This is a genomic window from Yersinia alsatica, assembly GCF_902170305.1.
Taxonomy (GTDB): Bacteria; Pseudomonadota; Gammaproteobacteria; order Enterobacterales; family Enterobacteriaceae; genus Yersinia; species Yersinia alsatica.
The window spans coordinates 40,935-63,986 of sequence record NZ_CABHWW010000033.1 but is presented as its reverse complement, the minus strand read 5'-3'; the positions used below and the strand labels follow the sequence as shown (position 1 = coordinate 63,986).

The following is a 23,052-nucleotide window of genomic DNA, read 5'->3' as shown; positions in this document are numbered from 1 at the left end:
ATGGCTCCTTAGCGTACCGCTCGCAGAACATCGTTACCCCAGCCAGCCAGACGCATTTTGTCTTCAATCCAGTGGCGGGCATGGATGATTTCTAGCAAAGGCTCGGCTGATTTTTCGGTCCACATCTCTATCAAGAATGTGCCGCGATAGTTCAGACGCCGCAAGGTCTTAAACAGATTAACAAAGTCGACGCAGCCTTCACCGAATGGCACATCACGAAATTGCCCCGGGCAATCGGCGGTGACGGCATAAGTGTCTTTCAGGTGGATGGCGGCAATGCGATCGATACCACTTGCCAGCTCGGAATCGACTTCATTGCCCCATGCAGTAAGATTGCCGATGTCGGGATATACGGTAAACCACGGCGAGCCAATTTTGCGGTCCAAAGCTTTCCACTTACTGATGGAATTCATAAACTGGGTATCCATGATTTCTACTGCGCACATCACTTGGGCTGCTGCGGCTTGTTGTGCGGCCCACGCCATACCTGCTTCAAAGCGGCTGATGGTGTCGCTATCTTGTGGTTCGTAATAAACGTCATATCCCGCCAATTGAATGGTCCGAATCCCCAGATCTTGTGCCAGCCGAATAGCTTGCAACATGATAGTGCGCGCTTGCTCACGGGTGGCGGCGTCACGGCTACCAAAGGGATAGCGACGATGTGCCGACAGACATAAGGTGGGGATTCTGACTCCCGTCTGCTGGATAGCATTAATCACGGCCATTCGCTCCTCGCGGCTCCATTCCAGACGTGCCAGCCGCTGGTCGCTTTCATCCACCGACATCTCGACAAAATCAAAGCCACAGGATTTCGCTACAGCCAGCTTTTCAACCCAACTGATTCCCGCAGGCAGTGCTTTTTCATATATTCCCAAAGGATGAATTCGCGTCATTTGGCTCTCCCTGTTGCAATCGCATTCAAGTGTTTCAATCGGTTATTTCTCATAGCTCGCTTGGATTTCCATTTCTCTTTGAAGAACTTAAAGGCCAGAGCGAAGATAAGCGTGATACCCCAGACCGCCAGATTGAAGTGCAAACTGACACCCAAGAGGCTTAGGCCGGTGGCGATGACCTGTAATACCAGCAGCGCACAAAACACATGGCTGACTTTCCCAACACCGCCGAACGGATTGGTGCCACCCAGCACAATGGCCAGTACGGTAAGTAATAGATAAGAGTCGCCATATCCCATGCGCGCAGAGTTAAAGCGCGACATCATGATCAGGCCCGCCAGCACACATAACAGGCTGGAGATGGAGTAGATGGCTATCATCACCCGATCCGTGCGAATGCCGCTGAACCAAGTGGCATTGATATTGCTGCCGCACATATAGATGGTTTTACCCAGCCGTGTTTTCCCAAGTAACAGTGCCAGGACGAGTGAGGCGACGATAAAAATAATCATCGGAATAGGAATGCCCATCACCACCTCTGACCCCATGCTGCGCACGATGGGCGGCATGCCGCTGAGTGCCGCCCCTTTCGTCAGATAAACCCCAATACCGCTAATAATGGTCATACTACCCAGTGTTACCAGAATGGGGTGAGCACCAATGCGGGAGATCATCAGCCCAGTCAAGGTGCCGATAATGACGGCAATCACTGCCGCGCCCAGCAGGGCCAGCACCAGCCACATCAGCTGTGTGGTGGTACTGGCATCCGCCGGAACATATTGGATAAGCAGCCAGGCCATAAACAGGCCGGTCAAGTTAGCGGTGCCAATGATGGAGAGGTTTAGCCCGCCACTGAGCATCGGGACGAACATGGCAAAGGTCAGCAGCCCCAGTTCCGGTAGCTGGAAAGCGATACTCAAAAAGGTATTTTCAGTAAAGAAACGACCGGGCATTGCCAGACTGAAAGCCAGTGTTGCCAGACAGCAAATACCCAACAAGCCGGAGATGGTGCCGTCGAGATGGAAAAATGTATTCTTTTTCATAAATGCCCCTGTCAGACAAAGCCAACGTCAGTTTCTTTGCGCTTCTTATAATGGGTGACGCAAATGGCGGCGATGATCACCATGCCAATCACAATGTTGACGAAGTAACTGGAAACGCCGATCAGGTTGAGGCCATTTTTCAAGATACCAATCAGGAAGACGCCCATCAGTGTGCCAACCACCGAGCCACGTCCGCCGGACAAGCTGGCTCCGCCTAAGACTGCTGCGGCCAGAACATCCAACTCACCGCCCACCAAGGCACTCGGCACCACTTCACTCATGCGGTAGGTCTGCAACATGCCGCCGATTGCTGCTGTTGCCCCCAAATAGCCATAGGCAAACAGATAAAGGAGTGACACGCGGATACCGATACGGCGGGCGGATTCTGGGCTGCCTCCGACGGCATATAATTGACGGCCAATGTGGGTTTTATTCAATAGCACCCAAGTGAGCAGGGCGATGGCGAGCATGATGACCAATGGCAAACCAATCTGGTAACTCTCGCCGTTAAAGGTAAACGGCAGAATGGAGCGCTGAGTTATCCACCAGTCCGGTAAGTCATAAATACTGTGGCCATTGGTTATCCACATCAGCATGCCAAACAGCAGCGATTGCATACTGATGGTGATGATGATGGAAACGATATTCAGGTAGTAAATCAGTACCGCATTAACAAACCCGAGCAGCACACCGATGGAGATAGCGATAACCAGACACAATATCGGGCTGGCAATCACATCATTGAGTAGCAAGGATGCCACCACGTATTGCACCACGGAGGCCACGGCAGCAAAGGAGATATCAATACCGCCAGTGACCAGCACCACGAACAGACCGAGGGCAAAAACGCCGGTGACAGCATAGCTTTCGGTCAGATCTAGCAAGTTTTGGATGGAGAGAAATTCACTGCTAAGCAGGGAGAACAGGGCCAACATAATGACGATGACCCAGGCCAGCCACCCTTCAACGGATTGCGGTTTGAGTTTGCTGAGATTAAGCATTGATGGCCTCCGCAAGCTGTTGTTCAGTAATTTGATTCGGGATTAATTCATTGACGATGCGCCCCTGTTTCATATGCAGGATGCGGTCACAGTTGTAATAGGCTTCCGGTACCTCATCGGAGATAAGCAATACCGAGATACCGACACCAGAAAGGCGGTGAATCAACTTATAAATACTGTCTTTTGCACCGATATCGACCCCGACGGTGGGGGAGTCAAGAATCAAAACTTTAGGTTTGGTCAGGATCCATTTCGCCAATACCACTTTTTGCTGATTCCCCCCGGATAAGGTCGAGAGCGGGTTATCAGGATTGGTGACTTTAATGTCTAAATCTTTTACCCACTCTTGCACCAAAGCCTCTTTCTTAACCTCATCAATGAGATAGAGCGGGGTGCGGATACGCTGCAGAATCGACAGCATCATATTGTCGGCGACCGATTGCGGCAGCACGGCCCCCAGTGTCAGGCGATCTTCAGAGACATAACCAATACCCAAATCAATGGCTCGGGTATTGTTTTTGATATGAACAGGATGGCCATCAATAGATATTTCGCCACTATCCGGGCGAGTGATACCAAACAGACTTAGGGCCAATTCAGTGCGCCCAGAGCCAAGCAAACCGCATAGCCCTAAGACTTCACCGCGATGTAAGCTAAAGGAAATATCCTCAAACTGCCCTTTACGACACAGCTTATCCAACTGCAATACCACCTTGCCCAGCTCAGCATTCGGTAATTTCTGCTCATGGGTAATGGTCAAGCCGGTCATTAACTCGGTAATCCGCCCCACAGAAAGCTCAGAGGCTTGCCAAGTTCCCACTTTCTCGCCATCCCTAATCACGGTGATCCGGTCTGAAATTTCTTTCACTTCATCCAGGCGGTGGCTGACAAACACCACGGTAATGTTCTTGTCGCGCAGGTAATTCACTGTGCGCAATAACTGGTTCACTTCTGTGCGGGTAAGAGAGGCGGTCGGCTCATCCATAATGACCAGGCGGGCATCAGCGACCAGAGCGCGGCAGATAGCGACTTGCTGACGCTGAGCAATGGGGAGGTTCTGCACCAGTGCATTAGGATCAATGCTAAAGGCCAATTCTTGTAAAATCTGGCCCGCTTTCTGTTTGATTTTGGCTTTGCTGAACCAACCAAAATAGCCTTTTAGGTTGTATTCGAAAGCAATGTTTTCCGCCACGGTTAGATTAGGAAACAGCGACAAGTCTTGATAGATAACTTGCACCCCTAAATCGCGGGCGCGATCTGGGGTTAAACGAGGGTGTGATTTACCGTCGATAATAATTTCACTACCATCATCAGGGGCATAGACCCCACTGATGGTTTTTATTAGCGTACTTTTGCCGCAGCCATTGGCGCCGGCCAGACAGTGCACTTCGCCTTTATTCAACGTCAGAGTGATATTTTTAAGTGCCTGATGTCCGCCAAAGCTTTTTGATAGCTCTTTTAGCGTGATAAGCGGCACTTCTTTATCAGCATCAGAAATATAAGTCATCGTGCAGTTCCCCGGAAAACGGCCCAACACGACGGGCCGAAATAAGAGCCGGGCAGGTGAGCACCCGGCGATACTGGCTAGTTAGCGTTTTGCTTATAAACCAAGCTTGACCAGACGTTTGGTGTTTTCAATGTCCAGTTTTTCCGGGTTATCACTGAGGATGGTATTCCCCTTAGTTTTGATTTCGCCCATATCACCCAGCTTGACGCCGTCTTTGATCGGCTCGCCGTTCATCATGGCCGTCGCCACCTGCACAAACACCTTACCGGCAACCATTGGGTTAGAAATATAGCCACCATCAATGGCTCCTTTTTCTAACAGCTTGATACCCTGGCCCGGGGTAAATGTGCCGAATACGCAGGTAGTGTCATTTTTCTTACGTTTATCAATGGCACGGCCAGCACCAATTGGGCCTTGTGAGCCGAATGACATAATGCCTTTTAGATCTTTATGTTTAGAGAGCAAGTCATTGGCAGTACGCATGGAATCATCCACTGACTCCGCAACGCCGAAACGGTCTTCAACCAGCACCATCTTCGGATAATGCGCTTTCTGGTAAGCAATGGCGGCATCTGCCCACTCATTCACCAATGGTACGGTTAGGCTGCCGACGAACATGGCATATTTGCCTTCTTCACCCATGCATTGCGCCATATCTTTCATATGGTTAGCACCCATGGTTTGGGTATCGAGCAACTCAAAATCCCAATCGGCATTGATTTGCCCAGGCGATTCGTGAGTAATGACTTTAATACCGGCTTCTTGCGCCCGTTTCAGCACTGGTTCCAGGACTTTGGCATCATTAGGCACCACGCCAATGACATCGACTTTCTTGGCAATCAAGTCTTCAATGGCGCGCACTTGCTCTGCCGGATCTGCGGTGGTTGGCCCGACTTGCCAGGCATTGACACCCAGCGCCTGGCCTTCTTCCTTAATGCCTTGTTCCATCACATTGAACCAGGGAATCCCCCCCACTTTTACCACTACCCCCATGGTGAAAGGTTTGTTGGCTTTTTGCGGCACTTTGCTGTCATCCGCCCAAGCGGCATGGGAAGCTATTAATGTGGTTATTAAGCAGGGTAAGAGTAACTTTTTCATTATTAAATCCTCTGAAAGAATCATTAGTAAGCATCAAGACACTCAACTTTTCCTCATATAAAGAAAAAGTAAAATCTGCTTGGCTTATTCTTATTGTGTGACTGTTTTCTCTGGTGTTGACGCTATTATTTCAATGAATAATCTGTTATTTATCTGATTCAATGATATTTAATTTAGGATTATCACTACGATAATTTTGCGAACTTAATCGGTTAGTAATAAGAATATCAACTTCATCCAACATACATATTTTACAAAATGCGTACTGGTCAAATTTACTGGAGTCAGCCAATAATATTTTTTGCCCCGAGACTTGTAGCATCACTTGCTTTAATTTCGCATTAATATCATTGCCGTCGCGAACGCCACTCTCTTGATTAATCCCTTGGCAAGAGAAGAAAAAGGTATTGATCTGAAAATTGCGAATGGCATTTTCTGCCACCGGGCCATGGAAGTCATCGTGGCGCGCTGAGTATTCACCGCCGATGCCAATAATCCGCACCTTGTCACGGCAAGCCAGCGCCTGAATAATCTTCACTGAATTAGTCACGACGGTGATTTCAATATCTGGAATTTGCCGTGCCAGAAACCAGCAAGAGCTACTGTTATCCAGTAAAATACAGTCTCCCGGATGGATAAACTGTAATGCGGATTTTGCAATTTTCATTTTAATATCAGGATGTTCCTCCGTACGCTTACGGAATGACTCGGCCCGATCAATAGCATTAAGGCTGTAGTTGCTCTCTTTGATATCAATGATCGATAGATCAGGGCCATCTAGCGCCACTGCTCCACCAAAACTACGGATCAGTTTTTGCTTTTTCTCCAGCACCGTTAGGTCGCGGCGGATAGTTTCTTGCGAGACTTGGCACAAGACAGATAACTCAGTCACCAGCGCCGATCCTTGCTGCTGTACATGGCTACAAATGATTTTATAGCGTTCGGCTTGTAACATGTTTACCTCAACATTTGTCTCTGCGTTTATCTCAAACAGCACCTATAACATTCATGCTGCTATATTGGTATTTATCTGCTGTTTATACAGTGACTGAATTCAAGTATTACTTTAAGCCCCGTTTTACCCTGAATTACTGTGATGAATATTGCTATTTTTATGCACTCATTTATTTCACTTTCATTTTATTTGTGACTAACATCTCATATAAGGCACTTCTGCGGGTGATGGATGGTCAATTCTGGTAATGAAAACACAAATTCGGGCATAAATTAAATGACCGAATATGCCCGAATGTGATTGATTGTTTTTGACTGTTTGTTTGGTGGTTCCTTGTCCTCTTTAATTTAGCCATAAATAGGGGTAGGTTAGTTTGCAACGGGGTATTATGTTTTGAATATATAAATCTCGTCGTTAAATAATGGTTTTGATGTTCTTAGTGGGTTAATTACTATTTTTAATTAACGTTATTTTTCATTAATAACTGTAAGTGCCGGTAACCATTATTTATATGTGGTTGTTTACTTAGTGATGTCTATTAAATAGCCAAATCTAAATTATGTGCAGTGTTTCCGAGAGTAAATGGCCGTGCCGATTATTATTTCATGAGGTGGCATCATGTTAGAACAGTTAAAACAGCGGGTTTTTGACGCTAATTTGGCATTGCCAAAATATAAGTTAGTCACTTTTACCTGGGGTAATGTCAGTGGTATTGATCGCCAACGCGGGCTGGTGGTGATTAAACCTTCGGGGGTGGAATATGATGTGATGAGAGTTAATGACATGGTGGTGGTGGATTTGGCCACAGGTAAGGTAGTGGAGGGAAATAAAAAGCCTTCTTCAGATACCGACACGCATTTGGTGCTCTACCGCGCCTTTCCCGAGATTGGCGGTATTGTCCACACGCATTCGCGCCATGCCACTATCTGGGCGCAGGCCGGTAAGTCGCTCTCGGCATTAGGGACAACACATGCCGACTATTTCTATGGCCCGGTACCTTGCACTCGTTTGATGACTGATGCAGAGATTGCCGGTGATTATGAATATGAAACCGGTAATGTCATTGTGGAAACCTTTGATAAGCTGGCCTTGAGTGCGGCGCAAATTCCGGGCGTATTAGTGAATGGTCACGGCCCGTTTGCCTGGGGCAGCAATGCTGACAATGCCGTGCATAATGCCGTGGTACTGGAAGAGATTGCATATATGAACCTGTTTACTCACCAGCTTGCGCCTTCAGTGAGCCATATGCAGCAAACACTGTTGGATAAACATTATCTGCGCAAACATGGCACTAAAGCCTATTACGGGCAGTAATGGCTAGCTGCTGGTGGCGTAGATTATGTTGCTACGCCATCTGCCGGTGACTCGGTATCCACATTTGAGATAACTTGTTCGACGTCATCCAGCGTACCGATTTTGACTTCCCCGGTTCGGCACATTTTACTTTTGTCGATTAGCAAAATGGACTGGGTCGCGCGTTTCAGCAGCATGGTTTTGAATTCGGCATTAAACGGGTTGGAATCCCACAGAATACCGTCGGTATCAATACCTTCACATGAGAAGATAAACAGGTCAATTTCGATAGTTTTCAGTAGTGAGAACAGGGCCGGGTTAACGTAGCATGCATATTTGCGTTGCAACAGGCCGCCAGCGCTGATCAACTCGATATTTTGATGTTTCGCCAGTTCCTGACAAATCCGCACACTGTTGGTAAATACCGTAATATCGATATCCGGCAGTTTTTTGGCTAAATACCAACAGGTGGAACTGGCATCCAGCGCAATCACCATCCCACTGTCAATCAATGATAAAGCATGAGCGGCAATACTGGCTTTACTGGAAAGGTGGCTTTTTAGGCGCTTGGTAAAAGGGTCGCCGCTATCTTTGGTGGCGCGTTTAATACTTTTGGCTCGCCCATGCTGGCGGATGATCAGCCCCTGAGCTTGCAGCTCATTGAGATCACGGCGAATAGTTTCCTGACTGACCGCTAGTAAGCTGGCCAGATCTGCTGTCGTCAGCGTTTCATGCTGCTTAATGTGTTGCAGGATTTCCTGGTGACGAGACGCTTTCATGATCCTCTCCGTCAGCAAAGCCATGTATCTCATGCCCGATTAATATCAGTACTGAATACATGGCTAAAGGGGTGAGGTTACGTGATAGTCACTTTAAAAAACAGGCGTCACCCCCTTCTTTAGCAGAATATTGCCGTATTTGGCAGTCTCTCCTGTGATGACGATCGCAAATGCTTGTTGGGCGCGTTGGTAAAACGCAAAACGGTCAATGCGTTCTACCGGCAGTGCTTTTTTAGCCCCAAACAGGGCGTGTAAATAACGTTTTTCAACCGCAGCATCAAGTGTATCGCCGTCAACGGCTGCCATCATCACCAGCGGTGGCGCGTAGCTGTCCAGCTCGAAGAGTGGAATGGTGGCCTCCAGTAATGCACTGACGGATAAGCCATCGGCATGAATCACTTGCGGCCCGCCATTTTTACCGATGGCATGGGCCGGAAAATGGGCATCTGAGAAGATAATTTCATCACCGTGCCCCATTTCTGCCAGTGTTTTGAGCAATTGTGGTGACAGCAACGGCGAGATAGTTTTAAGCATGACACTCTCCTTTCAAAGGCATGGCTTCAGTTACCGGGGGAGGGCAGTGAGTGAGCGCCTGATAAAGTGGCTGCTGGTCACCCGGCTGATAATATTGATAGTGGTAATTAACTTGTGCCCGAGCTTCTTCGGCACTGGCGTAGTAGCCTGTGGCGTGCCAGGCAAATAGTGCCGCGCCCAACACGGTGGTTTCGGCTTCATCAATGACTTTAACCGGCAGATTGAGCACGTCAGCTTTGATTTGATTCCACAGGGCATTGCGACTGCCGCCGCCAACCAGCAACAACTCCTTGGTGTGGAATTCGCCAATCCTTTCCAGCACGGCCAGATTATCTTTCAATTGCCAGGCCAGACCTTCTAACGCCGAGCGATAAAAGTGCCCACGCCCACTGGAGAGCGAAACTCCTTGCCAGCCGCCGGACAAATTGTGGCGCGTGTTGCCAAGCAAGTTGCAATCCATCCGTACCCCATCCGCACCCGGCGAGATAGCCTCGGCCTCGCTAATCATCCGCCGATAAACGTCGGCACAGGCAGCATCGTGCCAATACAGTTGCCGGACCCATTCCAAGACGCCGGAGGCTAACCACTGCAAACCGGGGTTGAATAAGCGCGGGCAGCTATCCAGCTCGCAAGTGGAACCGGCAAACTGGGGCAGCAGAGCGGTATTTACCTGTGGTGTACGCACCATCAGAATTTCCCAAGTGCCGGATGACAGCACCGGTTGGTCTAAATCAGCTCCAGAACCAAATAAAGCAAACTGGGTATCGTGACCGGCAGAAATCACCGGCAAACCTGCCGGTAGCCCCAAGCTCGCAGCGATATCCGGTAATAACTGACCGATGATGTCACCCGCAGCAACCATTGGCGGGAATAAATCGGCCTGAATACCTATCTTTTGCAGAATCGTAGGGCTGAATTGTTCCCGTTTTACATCCAGTAGCTGGCTGGTGCCCGCCATGGTGCGGTCAGTGGTGAATTCCCCAGTGAGGCGGTGGTTAATCAATGATGAAATAAATAACCAAGCATGGGCCTGCTCAACTAAATCTGGCCGGTTTTCCTGTAACCAAATCAGCTTATATAAGGTGTTAAAACTGAACTGACCAATGCCCGATATCTGCTGTAGTTTTTCGGCCGACATATAGCTGGCGATGTTTTCCATCACCGCAACGGTACGTGGGCACTTCCAACTGATAATCGGGTACAGCATTTTGCCCTTGGCATCGACTAAAGCGCCATCCACGCCAAAGGTAGTCACTGTCACCGCGTGGATTTTATCTTGTTGAATTTGTGGCAGTAGCTGGCGGCAACACAGGGCAAAACTGTGCAAAATATCTTCCAGCGGCCACAGCTGCCATTGTGGATTGGCCGGGTCGGGCTGGCTATGGTTGGGCAGCACCGCTTTGGCGACCACCACACCTTGAGGATCGACTGCAATCGCCCGGATATTGGTTGCGCCGCAATCTAAAACGATGACCACATCGCGCTTCATAAAGGCTCCTGTAACTACCATCTGGCAGCAAGGATGGTTATCTGACTCAGGCAAGAAGGAGCTCCTACCTGAGTCATGCCATCTAATAGGTTTAAAAATTACGGATTATTATTTTTTATATAATGGGCCGTAATTCTGGCAGGCACGGTAATCCTGCCCTTCGATATCCATGCCGTGTGCGCCCCAGGCGGTTGGCCGGTAGACACTCTCTTCCTCCACGTTGTGCATACAAACCGGAATACGCAGCATTGATGCCAGCGTAATGAGGTCTGCCCCCACATGGCCGATAGTCAGCACACCGTGGTTTGCTCCCCAGTTTGCCATCACTGAATAGACATCACTGAATGGACCTTTACCGGTCAGCCGCGGTGCAAACCATGTAGTTGGCCAGCTTGAATCCGTGCGTTTATCCAGAGTGTCATGGACAGATTTTGGCAACTCAACACTCCAGCCTTCGGCAATTTGCAATACTGGCCCCACGCCCTTAATCAGGTTGATTCGGCTCATGGTAAATGGCACACCGCCACGGGTCAGGAAACGAGAAGAGAAGCCGCCGCCCCGGAAATATTCATGGATCGCCGGGCACCATTCGGTTGCTGCCAGACAAGCATCGGCTTCTTGCTGGCTCACTTGCCAGTGCGGTTTGATGGTCGGTTTACCTTGAGCATCATTTTGGCAGCAAGTGCCATCCAGTGCGGCGGAGCCCGAGTTAATCAGGTGGATAATGCCGTGCTCGGCAACCCCCTCAAGCTGATGGCCGGTCACGCGCTGCACCGCTTCTGGTGACCAATAGGTGCGAACATCAGCAAAAATCTGCGCAGTTCCGGTCAGCGTATGGCCAAACAGCATAGCGACGCCATTTAAGCTGTCATTTTCGGTGGCGATAACCATTGGCTCGCGCACCCCATTCCAGTCGAATGAGCTGTTCAGCAGGGCTTCGGCGGTATCGCCGTTCGGGTATTGATCCGTCCAGTGGCGTTGCCCTTGGAAACCGGCGGCAATGGCGTTATAGCCCAATGCTTCTTCGCCAAAACCTTTGGCCGCCAGTGCCGGGTTGCCTTGCATCATGTCGCGGATACATATTGCCATTTGCAGACTTTCACGCAGTACCGCGCGGCTGCTTTCCGCAGTGCGGCGATACTGTTCGGCGTTTTTATCCGGCCCGAATTTGAAATTGTTATCGGCCCATGACAGCGCCAGTTCCAGCTCTTGCTCATCATAGATTTTTTGGTCAATACGGCGGCGCAGTTCGGTCATGTCCACCGCCTGCACTTTCATCCCTAACCAAGATTCGAAGAAGTTATGGTCAACAATGGAGCCTGCGATCCCCATTGATACGCCACCGAGCGAGAGGTAGCTTTTGCCTTTTAAGCTGGCGACGGCCAAGCCTGCACGGGTAAAACGCAGCAGTTTTTCCTGCACATCAGCAGGGATGCTGGTGTCATTGGCATCTTGCACGTCATGACCATAAATCGAGAAGGCAGGCAGCCCTTTCTGATTATGTGCCGCCAGTGCCGCCGCCAGATAAACGGCTCCTGGACGTTCGGTGCCATTGAAGCCCCAAATGGCTTTCGGGCGGAATGGGTCCATATCAATGGTTTCGCTGCCGTAACACCAACAAGGCGTCACGGTGATAGTCAGCCCAATATTCTGTGCACTGAATTTATCATCACAAGCGGCAGACTCGGCCATACCTGCAATACAGGTGTCGGCAATAACGCACTCAACTGGCGTTCCACAAGGATGGCGTACTACTTCTTGCAGAAACTGTGCAGTGGCACGGGCCATTTTCATGGTTTGTTCTTCCAGTGATTCACGCACCCCCATTCTGCGACCATCGATAACTGGACGAATACCAATTTTAGGTAATTGAATTGTCTTTTTCATAATTATTCCTTATGTTCTATAGCAAAATTTAATTTATCAGTAACCCGCATAATTAATTTACGGGTGATGTTTTGAATTTGGCGAAAATAAAGATAATGGCGAAGCACAATGCCGGAATAAGTTCGGCTGTTGGTATATTCCCTGCTGCGTCACTGACCAGCCCCATAATCGGCGTGACAATACCGCCACCGACAATGGTCATAACAATAATTGACGCGCCATATTTAGTGTCTTGATTGAGATTCTTAATGCCTAAAGAAAATATGGTTGGATACTGTATCGACATAAACATACTGCATAGCGTCAGTGCTAATAGCCCAAAGTGCCCACCAAAGGCGGCAGAGATAATACATAGCAACATTGAAATAAATGCGTAAGCGGCTAACACTTTCTCTGGTGCGAAGCGAGTAATTAGCCAAGTGCCACTGAAGCGACCAATGAAAAAACAAACCATAGTGGCAGTTAAATAATTCGCGGCGTATCCTGGAGTAACATTAGGTAATTCTTCAATGGCGTAGCGAATTAAATAACTCCAGCAAGCTGTTTGAGCACCGACATAACAGAATTGTGCTAATACTGCCCAACGCCAATGTGTTATTTTTAATAAACGCGGTAATGATGCAAAGAAAGAACCATTATGTGCGTCATCGGATTCACTTTTTATTGCCGGGAAGCGAGTGATAAGAATTAATAGCGCAACAAAGATAACCACAGCGACAATAATTAAATAAGGTAATTGTACCGCTTTGACCAAACTGTGATGGTAGCTGTTTAAGTCTTCAGCTGACAATTTATCTAATACTTCCTGTGTCTGGTGAGGGACATTGGAGAGAATTAAACTTTGCCCAAACACCACGGCAATGATGGCACCAAAGGAGTTAAATGTTTGTGCCAGGTTGATACGGAAGTGACCGGTTTTTTCAGGCCCGAGCACAGTAACGAAAGGGTTCGCCGCCGTTTCCAGGCAACCTAAACCCGCAGCGATAATGAATAAACCGATTAAAAACAAGGTGTAATTCATTGTCTCAGCGGCAGGCCAGAACAGAGCAGCCCCAAAGGCGTAGAACAGTAATCCGGTAATGATCCCCGCTTTATAACTGAATCTTTTCATCAGGATACCCGCAGGTATCGGGATTAAAAAATAGCCAAAGTAGAAAGAGGATTGAATCAGTCCGGCTTGAAAGTTGGTTAGGGTAAACGCCTGCTGAAATTGGGGTAATAAAATATCATTCAAGTTGTTTGCTACTGCCCAAAGGAAGAACAGTGAGCACAGCAATGCGAAAGGTATCAGATATCTTTTTTTATTTGCCGACTCGTCACTTACCGAGGCGGAAATTTTGCTGCTATCTGTTTGTATTAAAATATTTCCCATGATGCCCTCGTCAGATGTTGCACTTATTCTACTCGTCTTGAAATTCGTAATATTCGACGGAAGTCTTTTATTTAATGAATGACACTTTTATTTTATCTGGCGGCTATGAGTGCCGGAGTGAAAATTAAAATATCCTCATTGCGTTAAGTCCTGTTCTTTATAAGGTAAAAATCACTAAAAAGTATGAGCTGAATCACATTGATAACTCAATGCTGATATTTTGTGATGATAATCACTTTAAATAAAAACATTTCATGACCGTTTGAAATGAATTGTGTTTCAAACCCACAAGCATAATGACCGATATTTTTATTTCCGGCACAAACGGTCAATTCTTCATAAATAGACATATATTTTGTTTTGGAGACAGTGATTTGACCGTTTAATCATATTGTGTTTTCAAACGGACATTTGATAAAAATAAATAAAACTCAAATCACCATAAAGTGATCAATAGTCATGACGCTGATCACAGTTTTGTATGCTTGATTTTTTACTTCAATTAAATAAGAGAAAAATATCTCACATATTCACAATCGTTAACGTTCATTAGCCTATATCCATTATTTAATGAATTTTTATATTTAGGTATTTGTATCCTAAGAGAGGACAAAATGAAAAAAGAAGCATTGGCGCGCGACATTATTAATACTTGCCTGGAAATGACCCGCTTAGGGCTAAATCAGGGGACTGCTGGCAATGTTAGTGTGCGCTATCAAGAGGGCTTTTTGATCACGCCATCCGGTATTGCCTATGAAAAACTGACTGAGTCGCACATTGTTTATATTGATGCCGACGGCCATCATGAAGCCGGTAAAATCCCTTCCAGTGAGTGGCGCTTTCATCAGGCGGTTTATCAGACTCGACCAGATGCTAATGCGGTCGTCCATAACCACTCGGTTCATTGCACGGCGGTTTCGATTCTTAATCGGCCTATTCCTGCCATCCATTACATGATTGCTGCCGCGGGGGGCAATGATATTCCTTGCGCGCCTTACGCGACTTTTGGCACCAAAGCACTTTCCGAACATGTGGCTGTGGCGATGAAACACCGTAAGGCGACGTTATTGCAGCATCACGGCCTGATTGCGTGTGAAGAAAATCTGGCCAAAGCCCTGTGGTTAGCCCACGAAGTCGAGGTGTTAGCCACATTGCTGCTGGCTATCTTGCCGATTGTTGATGAGGTTCCGGTGTTATCCGTCGATGAAATCAGCGTGGTCTTGGAGAAATTCAAAACCTACGGTTTGCGGGTAGAAGAGTAAAACACAAGCAGCTGGATTAACACCTTGAGGAATCAATCATGAACAGAATGATTTTAAATGAAATGGCATGGTTTGGCCGGGGCTCACTGGATGCTTTGACCGATGAAGTGGCTCGGCGTGGCTATCAAAAAGCCTTGGTTGTGACAGACAAAATGTTGCTTGAATGTGGGGTGGCCACGCGCTTAATTAGCCGCCTGGAAAAGGCGGGTCTGGATTTTGCGATTTTTGATGCCGTCAAACCCAACCCGACCATCAGTATTGTGCAACAAGGGGTGGCTGCTTTTCGCCAAAGTGGGGCGGATTATCTGATAGCCCTTGGTGGCGGTTCACCGCAAGATACCTGTAAAGCCATTGGCATCATTATTAATAATCCTGAATTTGCCGATGTCCGCAGTCTGGAAGGGGTTGCTGATACCCGCAAACCTTGTGTGCCAATAATGGCTATCCCGACCACTGCCGGTACTGCGGCAGAAGTAACCATTAACTATGTGATTACTGATGAAGAACGGCGGCGCAAGTTTGTTTGTGTCGATCCCCACGCTATTCCGGCGGTGGCATTTATTGATGCTGACATGATGGACAGCATGCCCGCTGCACTTAAAGCGGCGACGGGCGTAGATGCTTTGACTCATGCCATCGAGGGGTATCTGACAAAAGGGGCTTGGGAACTCACCGATGCTTTGCACCTTAAAGCCATCGAAGTTATCAGCCGCTCATTGCGCGCCTCGGTAAAGGGCGATGCTGCTGCGACTGAAGATATGGCGCTTGGGCAGTATATTGCTGGTATGGGATTCTCGAATGTGGGCCTTGGGTTAGTGCATGGTATGGCTCATCCGCTGGGGGCGTTTTATAACATGCCTCATGGCGTTGCCAATGCCATTTTACTGCCTTATATCATGCGCTATAACGCCGCTTATACCGGTGAGCGCTTCCGCCAAATTGCCATGGTGATGGGGGTGGATAATGCACAAACTTCGCCACTAGAGCAGGTACGCGAGCAAACTATTGAGGCGGTGATTGCTTTGAACCGCGATATTGGCATTCCATCTTCGTTGGGTGCCGTAGGGATGCAGGCCGATGATATTCCGGCGTTGGCCGCGGCAGCTTTTGCCGATGTTTGCACTGGAGGAAACCCGCGCGAGGCCTCAATTGATGAGATTATGGCGCTATACCATCAAGCCTGCTGAATAGAACGGCTATTCATCACAAATTCACCATAAAGCGGTGAGGAAATCCTAATCCTCATTGCTTTATTGATGCTGAGCAATTCCCGCACTACCCAAAAGAGGTAAAAATAGTATCAGCGGGACGGGTTATTAATTATCCTAATTATAAAATTTGCCGTAACTGGCCACTGGTCCTCATTAAGTACCCTCCCTCCCGCTTATTTACTCATTTTTTTGAATTAATCGGATGTCATCCTGACGGATGTTCTCCATTTTCTGGAATGCAACCAAGTGGGAATCTTATGAAAGAGACCAACGAATCCCGACTGTTAACCGCAGAAGTCACCCGCCGAAAACTGGTCCAAACGACACTGGTCGGCGGTCTTGCCGTCGCCACCGGTGCGTTTTCGCTGCCGTTCTCCCGTGCGGCTCGAGCTGTCCAATCTGCAATAAACCCGGCCAACGACGGCAAAGTGATATGGAGTGCTTGTACCGTTAACTGCGGTAGCCGCTGCCCATTACGTATGCATGTCGTTGATGGCGAAATTAAATACGTCGAAACCGACAACACTGGCGATGATAATTTCGACGGCCTGCATCAGGTACGTGCTTGTCTGCGAGGCCGTTCAATGCGCCGCCGGGTGTATAACCCAGACCGGTTAAAATATCCGATGAAGCGTGTTGGCGCGCGTGGGGAAGGTAAGTTCAAGCGCATCTCGTGGGAAGAAGCGTTTGATACTATCGCCGCCAGCATGCAGCACATTATTAAGGAATACGGTAACGAGGCCATCTATCTGAACTATGGCACCGGTACCTTGGGCGGCACAATAACTCGCTCTTGGCCACCGGGTTCAACCTTATTGGCGCGGTTGATGAATTGTTGTGGTGGTTATCTCAATCATTATGGTGACTACAGTACCGCACAAATCGCCGCAGGTTTGAATTACACCTATGGCGGCTGGGCTGATGGCAATAGCCCATCCGACATTGAAAACAGTAAGTTGGTGGTGCTGTTCGGTAACAACCCAGGCGAAACCCGGATGAGTGGCGGCGGCGTGACCTATTATCTGGAGCAGGCACGGGAGAAATCCAATGCCAAGATGATAGTGATTGACCCTCGCTATACTGATACCGCAGCAGGTCGTGAAGATGAATGGATCCCGCTACGGCCAGGAACCGATGCCGCGCTCGCCTCGGCGCTGGCTTATGTGATGATCACCGAGAATCTGGTGGATCAGCCATTCCTCGACAAATATTGCGTCGGTTATGACGAGAAAACCTTGCCGGAAGGCGCACCGAAAAATGGTCATTATAAAGCTTACATTTTAGGCCAAGGGGCAGATAAAACGGCCAAAACGCCACAGTGGGCGGAAGCCATTACCGGTATTCCAGCGGCAAAAATCATCAAACTGGGGCGCGAAATAGGCTCGGTCAAACCGGCTTATATTGCTCAAGGTTGGGGGCCGCAGCGCCATTCCAATGGTGAAAATACCAGTCGTGCCATTGCGATGCTGGCTATTCTGACAGGTAACGTCGGGATTAATGGCGGTAACTCAGGGGCTCGTGAAGGTTCCTATGATTTACCATTCGTCCGCATGCCGACCTTGGAAAACCCGGTTAAGACCAGTATTTCCATGTTTATGTGGACGGATGCCATTGAGCGTGGCCCGGAAATGACCGCGACTCGCGATGGTGTGCGTGGCAAAGATAAACTGGATGTGCCAATCAAGTTTATCTGGAACTACGCCAGCAACTGCCTAATTAATCAGCACGCTGAAATCAACCGCACCCATGAAATTCTGCAAGATGATAAGAAATGCGAAATGATTGTGGTCATCGATAACCACATGACGTCGTCGGCAAAATATGCCGATATTATCTTGCCAGACTGCACCGCTTCCGAGCAGATGGACTTCTGCCTTGATGCTTCTAGTGGCAACATGGCGTATGTCATCTTTGCCGATCAGGTGATCAAACCGCGCTTTGAATGCAAAAACATCTATGAGATGACCACTGAGCTGGCAAAACGCATGGGTGTCGAGCAACAATTCACCGAGGGCCGCACTCAGGAAGGTTGGCTGCGCTACCTTTACCAGCAATCACAACAAGCCATTCCAGAGCTGCCTTCATTCGAGGAGTTCCGTCAGCAGGGTATCTTTAAAAAACGCGATCCTGAAGGCCACCATGTTGCCTATAAAGAGTTTCGCGCCGATCCCGAGGCAAATCCACTCAGCACGCCATCGGGCAAAATCGAGATTTACTCTGCCGAGCTGGCGCAGATTGCTGCCACTTGGGAGCTACAACCAGACGATGTTATCGACCCACTGCCGGTCTATGCTGCTGGTTTTGAAAGCTTCGACGATCCTCTTAACCAGAAATATCCGCTGCAACTTACCGGATTCCATTATAAAGCCAGAACCCACTCAACTTACGGTAACGTCGATGTACTGAAAGCATCTTGTCGTCAGGAGATGTGGATTAACCCGATAGATGCCGGGCAACGCAATATCAAGAATGGCGATATGGTGCGGATATTCAATGGCCGTGGCGAGGTTCAGATTAACGCTAAAGTCACTCCGCGCATGATGCCGGGAGTTGTCGCACTGGGTGAGGGGGCGTGGTACAGCCCGGATGAAAAACGTATCGACCGAGCGGGCAGTATTAACGTATTGACCACTCAGCGACCGTCTCCGTTGGCGAAAGGGAATCCATCCCATACCAACCTCGTTCAAGTAACCAAGGCATAAGGAGCTAAATGATGACGCAATATGGTTTTTACATCGACTCCAGCCGTTGCACGGGTTGCAAAACTTGCGAGCTGGCTTGCAAGGACTTTAAAAACTTATCAACCGATGTCAGTTTCCGGCGCATTTATGAATATGCCGGTGGGGATTGGCAACAAGATAACGGCGCATGGCACCAAAATGTGTTTGCTTACTATCTGTCTATCGCCTGCAACCACTGTAGTGATCCCGCCTGTACTAAGGTGTGTCCGAGTGGCGCAATGCATAAACGAGACGATGGCTTCGTGGTGGTAAACGAGGATATTTGTATCGGTTGCCGATACTGCCATATGGCTTGCCCGTATGGTGCGCCGCAATATGATGCCGAAAAAGGGCATATGACCAAGTGTGATGGTTGCTATGAGCGCGTGGCCGCAGGTAAAAAACCGATCTGTGTCGAATCCTGCCCATTGCGGGCGCTGGATATGGCCCCTATCGATGAACTGCGTGCGAAATACGGTGATTTAGCCGAAGTCGCGCCATTGCCGGCAGCACATTTCACGTTGCCGAATATCGTCGTGAAACCTAATGCCAACAGCCGCCCGGTCAGAGATACCACCGGTCATCTGGCAAATCCGGAGGAGGTGTAATATGGGCATGGGATGGCATGAATGGCCACTAATGGTCTTTACGGTATTGGGGCAGTGTGTGGTCGGGGGCTTTATTGTCCTTGGGCTGGCACTGATTTTCGGTGGTTTGAATCGCGGACAGCAACAGCGGGTTCACCGCAGTATGTTTGTCTTGTGGGTGCTGATGGCGCTGGCTTTTATCGCCTCGACACTGCATTTGGGCTCGCCCATGCGCGCGTTCAACTCATTAAATAGAGTTGGGGAATCGGCACTGAGTAATGAGATTGCCGCCGGTTCGGCGTTCTTTGCGGTGGCTGGTTTTTACTGGTTACTGGCGGTATTGGATAAAATGCCCGCCATGCTTGGCAAAATCTGGCTGGTGATTGCCATGATCTTGGGCGTGGTATTTGTTTATGCTATGTGCATGGTTTATTCCATTAATACGGTGCCAACTTGGGATAATCTCTATACGCCGCTGGGCTTTGTATTGACGGTGTTTATTGGTGGCCCAATGTTAGGCTATCTGCTGCTACAATTGGCTGATATCAATATGGATAAGGCTAATGGGCGCATGATGCTGCAATTGCCGATGATCAGTGTATTGGCGCTGATTATCAGTATTGCCAGTGTCATTATGCAGGCGGCGAGTTTGCCGACCATATATAGCTCAGTACAACAGGCTTCAGAGTTGATCCCCAATTACGGCACGCTGATGGTATGGCGGTTAGTGCTGCTGGTCTTGGGGCTAGGATGCTGGATTTGCCCATTAATTCGTGGTCGCACACCAATGACACTGGGGATGATCTTTGCCATGCTATTGATTATTGCCGGTGAATTGATTGGCCGCGGTGTATTTTATGGGCTGCATATGACGGTCGGTATGGCAGTCGGCGGGTAATTGCTCACTAAACGGCTACTGCGCTTCGCCATTCTGGGTTGGCGCAGTGCTCGCCAGTGTCATGTACTGATGTACACTCCACTGGCTGTGCGCTGGGCGCGCCCAGACTGACTTTGCTCGCAACGCCTTGATCGAGAGTGCTCACTAAACGGCTACTGCGCTTCGCCATTCTGGGTTGGCGCAGTAGCTGGTTTAATCTGAAGCCAATATCATTCAGGATAATATTTAATGGTTGAAAACAATATTGCTTATCAACACATTGCGCTCACTGGCCGAGTGCTTGGCGCGCTGTTTTATTGTGAGCCAGATAGTCCGGCATGCAGTGATATTGTGGCGCAATTAAGTAGTGGTTCATGGCTAGCGCAATGGCCCTATGGGAGTGAAGAACAACTGGCCCCTATTGCCGCTTTACTGGCGCAGTCGGATGCACAGGAAACTCGGGAAGAGGCTTGGCAGCGGCTATTTATTGGCCCTTATGCCTTACCCGCCCCACCTTGGGGGTCAGTATATCTGGATAAAGAAAATGTGCTGTTTGGCGATTCAACCCTAAAACTGCGCAACTGGATGGCCGAGCAGCAAGTGGAAGTCACACTGGATACGGAAGAGCCGGAAGATCAATTCGGTTTATTACTGATGATGGTGGCCTGGCTGGCCGAAAATCAGCCTGAAAAGTTACCTGATTTACTGGCTGAACACTTACTACCTTGGGCTTACCGCTATCTGGATTTACTGCAATCTGATGCCGGACATCCGTTTTATCAGGGGGTTGCCCAATTAGCGGCCTTAACGCTGACCCATTGGCATCATGAATTGCAGGTGACACCGGCTGTGGTTAAGTTATATCGCTAGCGTCATCATTTAGTTATTTACTCAATAATAAGTGTCACTTTTTTACCAATATTGCTCGCCATGCAAATTAATGAATCAAGAGTGAATTTCTCCGCTTTTTGATTAACTACATCGGAAACTCTTGGGCGCGACACATGTAATAATGTGGCCGCGTCCACTTGCCGTATTCCCTCTGATTTTATCCAGCTTGCGATCGATGTCATCAGAGCCTTTTTCATCGCTAAAGCTTGTTCAATATCTGCATTTGATTCGGCCAATAGTTGAGTGGCCTTAGCATCAGAAAAGCCCAAGTCAGTAAAAATATTATCTTCAGCGGTAGTCATGTGACGTGATGCCGTATCAATTTTATCTGTCATTTTTTCTTCTCCGCTCATGAATAACTTCTTTGTAACGAGCCAATCAATTATTTTTCCAATCATTCATCACTCCTTGATGTATGTATAAAATTTTATACATTTCATTGGGGAGATCAATTCGTTTTTACAGTGGCTATCTTCAAGATAGTGATTGTTATGCTCGGTTTTATGGTCTTCCTCATCGACTAATTTGTGACCGGCTTCTACTTTCCTTGCTCTCATATTGGACAAGGCCAAGGGCGTTTGTATTATTAGATTGAATATAAATTTAATAGTGAATATATATTCAATGCGGAGAAAAATAATGAAAAATACCCTACTGAAATCCTGTCTTACCGCAGCATTGATCTCCATGGCGGGTGTTGCTGGCGCTGCCAGTAACGGCCTGATCGCCATTATCACCCCGTCCCACGATAACCCATTCTTTAAAGCTGAGGCTGAAGGCGCTAAGGCCAAAGCGACGGAACTGGGATACACCGTACTGGTTGCTTCTCATGATGATGATGTGAACAAACAGAACCAACTGCTGGAGACCGCCATCGCCCGTAAAGCCAAGGCGATCATTCTGGATAATGCCGGTTCTGATGCCACTATCGGGCCATTGAAAAAAGCCAAAGCGGCGGGGATCCCCACTTTCCTGATTGACCGTGAAATCAATGAAACCGGTATTGCAGTCTCGCAAATCGTCTCTAACAACTATCAGGGCGCACAACTGGGCGCAGAGAAATTCGTCGTACTGATGGGAGGCAAAGGTAAATATGTTGAATTGCTGGGCCGCGAGTCTGATACCAACGCCCATGTTCGTTCACAGGGTTACCACGACGTCATTGACGAACATAGCGACATGAAAATGGTCGCCCAACAGACGGCAAACTGGAGCCAGACTGAAGCTTTCAACCGGATGGAGTCCATTTTGCAGGCTAACCCAGATATCACTGGGGTGATTTCCGGTAACGACACCATGGCACTCGGCGCTGAAGCGGCATTAAAAGCCGCCGGGCGTAATGATGTGATTGTGGTTGGATTTGACGGCAGTGACTATGTTCGCGACTCCATCATCAATAAAGGCAATATCAAAGCCACCGTTCTCCAGCCGGGTTGGGCCCAAGCTCAGATGGCAGTGGTTCAAGCTGATAAATACCTGAAAACCGGTGCTACCGGTCAGGAAGAAAAACAGCTGATGGACTGTGTATTGATTGATGAAAACAATGCCAAGAACCTGAATGTCTTTGCGCTGAAAGAGTAAATCCTTGAATAAGATTCACTAGACGCGCGTTTAAAGGCAATGAGGGGCGTCACTGCCCCTCCTGACAGGAGG

At 48.5% G+C, this 23,052-nt stretch carries 20 protein-coding genes; 8 read left to right on the top strand and 12 right to left on the bottom strand.

Translation table 11 applies throughout. The annotated features are described in order from the left end of the window. Positions 1-8: 8 nt before the first annotated feature. The 6 genes from FTA96_RS19450 to FTA96_RS19425 all read right to left on the bottom strand — a co-directional run bounded on the left by FTA96_RS19450 (position 9) and on the right by FTA96_RS19425 (position 6,497). Positions 9-893: an L-ribulose-5-phosphate 3-epimerase gene (locus tag FTA96_RS19450; protein ID WP_050145672.1), complete on the bottom strand. Its 885-nt coding sequence runs from the start codon at positions 891-893 to the stop codon at positions 9-11. Further along, entirely contained in the window at positions 890-1,936 is a 1,047-nt protein-coding gene (locus FTA96_RS19445) for an ABC transporter permease (RefSeq protein WP_050145675.1), read from the bottom strand. Before FTA96_RS19445 ends, FTA96_RS19450 begins: the two co-directional genes overlap by 4 nt. A gap of 11 nt (positions 1,937-1,947) precedes the next feature. Next, positions 1,948-2,937 (bottom strand): ABC transporter permease, encoded by a 990-nt coding sequence (locus FTA96_RS19440; protein WP_050145677.1) that lies wholly within the window; start codon positions 2,935-2,937, stop codon positions 1,948-1,950. Further along, complete coding sequence (locus FTA96_RS19435; RefSeq protein WP_145574645.1) at positions 2,930-4,444, bottom strand: sugar ABC transporter ATP-binding protein; 1,515 nt, start codon at positions 4,442-4,444, stop codon at positions 2,930-2,932. Before FTA96_RS19435 ends, FTA96_RS19440 begins: the two co-directional genes overlap by 8 nt. A 93-nt stretch (positions 4,445-4,537) precedes the next feature. Continuing rightward, entirely contained in the window at positions 4,538-5,542 is a 1,005-nt protein-coding gene (locus tag FTA96_RS19430) for a substrate-binding domain-containing protein (protein ID WP_050145681.1), read from the bottom strand. A gap of 145 nt (positions 5,543-5,687) precedes the next feature. Beyond that, entirely contained in the window at positions 5,688-6,497 is an 810-nt protein-coding gene (locus FTA96_RS19425; RefSeq protein ID WP_050145682.1) for a DeoR/GlpR family DNA-binding transcription regulator, read from the bottom strand. A gap of 618 nt (positions 6,498-7,115) precedes the next feature. Here FTA96_RS19425 and FTA96_RS19420 point away from each other — a divergent pair. Continuing rightward, the gene (locus FTA96_RS19420) at positions 7,116-7,811 is read left to right on the top strand and encodes an L-ribulose-5-phosphate 4-epimerase (protein WP_145574642.1); all 696 of its coding nucleotides are present in this window, start codon (positions 7,116-7,118) and stop codon (positions 7,809-7,811) included. 23 nt (positions 7,812-7,834) lie between these two features. Here the strand turns inward: FTA96_RS19420 and fucR are convergent, their stop codons facing one another. The 5 genes from fucR to fucP form a co-directional block, all read right to left on the bottom strand. Continuing rightward, positions 7,835-8,569 (bottom strand): L-fucose operon activator, encoded by a 735-nt coding sequence (gene fucR / locus FTA96_RS19415; RefSeq protein ID WP_050106404.1) that lies wholly within the window; start codon positions 8,567-8,569, stop codon positions 7,835-7,837. Positions 8,570-8,662: 93 nt separating this feature from the next. Beyond that, positions 8,663-9,103 carry an L-fucose mutarotase gene (gene fucU, locus FTA96_RS19410; RefSeq protein WP_145574639.1) on the bottom strand — a complete coding sequence of 147 codons (441 nt, stop codon included), beginning with the start codon at positions 9,101-9,103 and terminating at the stop codon, positions 8,663-8,665. Then, on the bottom strand, positions 9,096-10,592 hold the full coding sequence (gene fucK, locus FTA96_RS19405; RefSeq protein WP_145574635.1) for an L-fuculokinase: 1,497 nt from the start codon (positions 10,590-10,592) through the stop codon (positions 9,096-9,098). The genes fucU and fucK overlap by 8 nt, the downstream gene beginning before the upstream one ends. A 108-nt stretch (positions 10,593-10,700) precedes the next feature. Next, positions 10,701-12,479 (bottom strand): L-fucose isomerase, encoded by a 1,779-nt coding sequence (gene fucI, locus FTA96_RS19400; protein WP_145574632.1) that lies wholly within the window; start codon positions 12,477-12,479, stop codon positions 10,701-10,703. A gap of 52 nt (positions 12,480-12,531) precedes the next feature. Further along, positions 12,532-13,851, bottom strand: a complete 1,320-nt coding sequence (gene fucP / locus FTA96_RS19395) for an L-fucose:H+ symporter permease (protein WP_050133100.1) — start codon at positions 13,849-13,851, stop codon at positions 12,532-12,534. Positions 13,852-14,465: 614 nt separating this feature from the next. On the opposite strand from fucP, the gene FTA96_RS19390 reads away from it, so the two are divergent. The 6 genes from FTA96_RS19390 (at position 14,466) to dmsD (ending at position 21,378) form a co-directional block, all read left to right on the top strand. After that, a complete protein-coding gene (locus tag FTA96_RS19390) occupies positions 14,466-15,113 on the top strand; it encodes an L-fuculose-phosphate aldolase (protein WP_050106399.1) in 648 nt (215 codons plus the stop codon). Between the two features lie 35 nt (positions 15,114-15,148). After that, positions 15,149-16,300, top strand: a complete 1,152-nt coding sequence (fucO, locus tag FTA96_RS19385; protein WP_235895524.1) for a lactaldehyde reductase — start codon at positions 15,149-15,151, stop codon at positions 16,298-16,300. A gap of 281 nt (positions 16,301-16,581) precedes the next feature. After that, complete coding sequence (gene dmsA, locus FTA96_RS19380) at positions 16,582-19,026, top strand: dimethylsulfoxide reductase subunit A (protein WP_050106397.1); 2,445 nt, start codon at positions 16,582-16,584, stop codon at positions 19,024-19,026. Between the two features lie 8 nt (positions 19,027-19,034). Next, positions 19,035-19,652, top strand: coding sequence for a DMSO/selenate family reductase complex B subunit (locus tag FTA96_RS19375; protein ID WP_050106396.1), 618 nt, complete (start codon positions 19,035-19,037; stop codon positions 19,650-19,652). A 1-nt stretch (position 19,653) separates the two neighbouring features. Further along, the gene (locus FTA96_RS19370; RefSeq protein WP_050121436.1) at positions 19,654-20,529 is read left to right on the top strand and encodes a dimethyl sulfoxide reductase anchor subunit family protein; all 876 of its coding nucleotides are present in this window, start codon (positions 19,654-19,656) and stop codon (positions 20,527-20,529) included. A 228-nt stretch (positions 20,530-20,757) separates the two neighbouring features. After that, positions 20,758-21,378: a Tat proofreading chaperone DmsD gene (gene dmsD, locus FTA96_RS19365; protein ID WP_050106394.1), complete on the top strand. Its 621-nt coding sequence runs from the start codon at positions 20,758-20,760 to the stop codon at positions 21,376-21,378. A gap of 17 nt (positions 21,379-21,395) precedes the next feature. Here dmsD and FTA96_RS19360 read toward each other — a convergent pair whose 3' ends face one another. Further along, positions 21,396-21,734: a helix-turn-helix domain-containing protein gene (locus FTA96_RS19360; RefSeq protein WP_050106615.1), complete on the bottom strand. Its 339-nt coding sequence runs from the start codon at positions 21,732-21,734 to the stop codon at positions 21,396-21,398. Between the two features lie 304 nt (positions 21,735-22,038). Between FTA96_RS19360 and FTA96_RS19355 the strand changes: the two genes are divergently transcribed. Further along, positions 22,039-22,980: a D-ribose ABC transporter substrate-binding protein gene (locus FTA96_RS19355; RefSeq protein WP_025379354.1), complete on the top strand. Its 942-nt coding sequence runs from the start codon at positions 22,039-22,041 to the stop codon at positions 22,978-22,980. Positions 22,981-23,052: the final 72 nt, after the last annotated feature.

Bases quoted from the DNA above. Each gene is read 5' to 3' on its own strand.
- FTA96_RS19450 (WP_050145672.1), bottom strand. From the start codon at position 893: ATGACGCGAATTCATCCTTTGGGAATATATGAAAAAGCACTGCCTGCG.
- FTA96_RS19445 (WP_050145675.1), bottom strand. From the start codon at position 1,936: ATGAAAAAGAATACATTTTTCCATCTCGACGGCACCATCTCCGGCTTG.
- FTA96_RS19440 (WP_050145677.1), bottom strand. From the start codon at position 2,937: ATGCTTAATCTCAGCAAACTCAAACCGCAATCCGTTGAAGGGTGGCTG.
- FTA96_RS19435 (WP_145574645.1), bottom strand. From the start codon at position 4,444: ATGACTTATATTTCTGATGCTGATAAAGAAGTGCCGCTTATCACGCTA.
- FTA96_RS19430 (WP_050145681.1), bottom strand. From the start codon at position 5,542: ATGAAAAAGTTACTCTTACCCTGCTTAATAACCACATTAATAGCTTCC.
- FTA96_RS19425 (WP_050145682.1), bottom strand. From the start codon at position 6,497: ATGTTACAAGCCGAACGCTATAAAATCATTTGTAGCCATGTACAGCAG.
- FTA96_RS19420 (WP_145574642.1), top strand. From the start codon at position 7,116: ATGTTAGAACAGTTAAAACAGCGGGTTTTTGACGCTAATTTGGCATTG.
- fucR (WP_050106404.1), bottom strand. From the start codon at position 8,569: ATGAAAGCGTCTCGTCACCAGGAAATCCTGCAACACATTAAGCAGCAT.
- fucU (WP_145574639.1), bottom strand. From the start codon at position 9,103: ATGCTTAAAACTATCTCGCCGTTGCTGTCACCACAATTGCTCAAAACA.
- fucK (WP_145574635.1), bottom strand. From the start codon at position 10,592: ATGAAGCGCGATGTGGTCATCGTTTTAGATTGCGGCGCAACCAATATC.
- fucI (WP_145574632.1), bottom strand. From the start codon at position 12,479: ATGAAAAAGACAATTCAATTACCTAAAATTGGTATTCGTCCAGTTATC.
- fucP (WP_050133100.1), bottom strand. From the start codon at position 13,851: ATGGGAAATATTTTAATACAAACAGATAGCAGCAAAATTTCCGCCTCG.
- FTA96_RS19390 (WP_050106399.1), top strand. From the start codon at position 14,466: ATGAAAAAAGAAGCATTGGCGCGCGACATTATTAATACTTGCCTGGAA.
- dmsA (WP_050106397.1), top strand. From the start codon at position 16,582: ATGAAAGAGACCAACGAATCCCGACTGTTAACCGCAGAAGTCACCCGC.
- FTA96_RS19375 (WP_050106396.1), top strand. From the start codon at position 19,035: ATGATGACGCAATATGGTTTTTACATCGACTCCAGCCGTTGCACGGGT.
- FTA96_RS19370 (WP_050121436.1), top strand. From the start codon at position 19,654: ATGGGCATGGGATGGCATGAATGGCCACTAATGGTCTTTACGGTATTG.
- dmsD (WP_050106394.1), top strand. From the start codon at position 20,758: ATGGTTGAAAACAATATTGCTTATCAACACATTGCGCTCACTGGCCGA.
- FTA96_RS19360 (WP_050106615.1), bottom strand. From the start codon at position 21,734: ATGACAGATAAAATTGATACGGCATCACGTCACATGACTACCGCTGAA.
- FTA96_RS19355 (WP_025379354.1), top strand. From the start codon at position 22,039: ATGAAAAATACCCTACTGAAATCCTGTCTTACCGCAGCATTGATCTCC.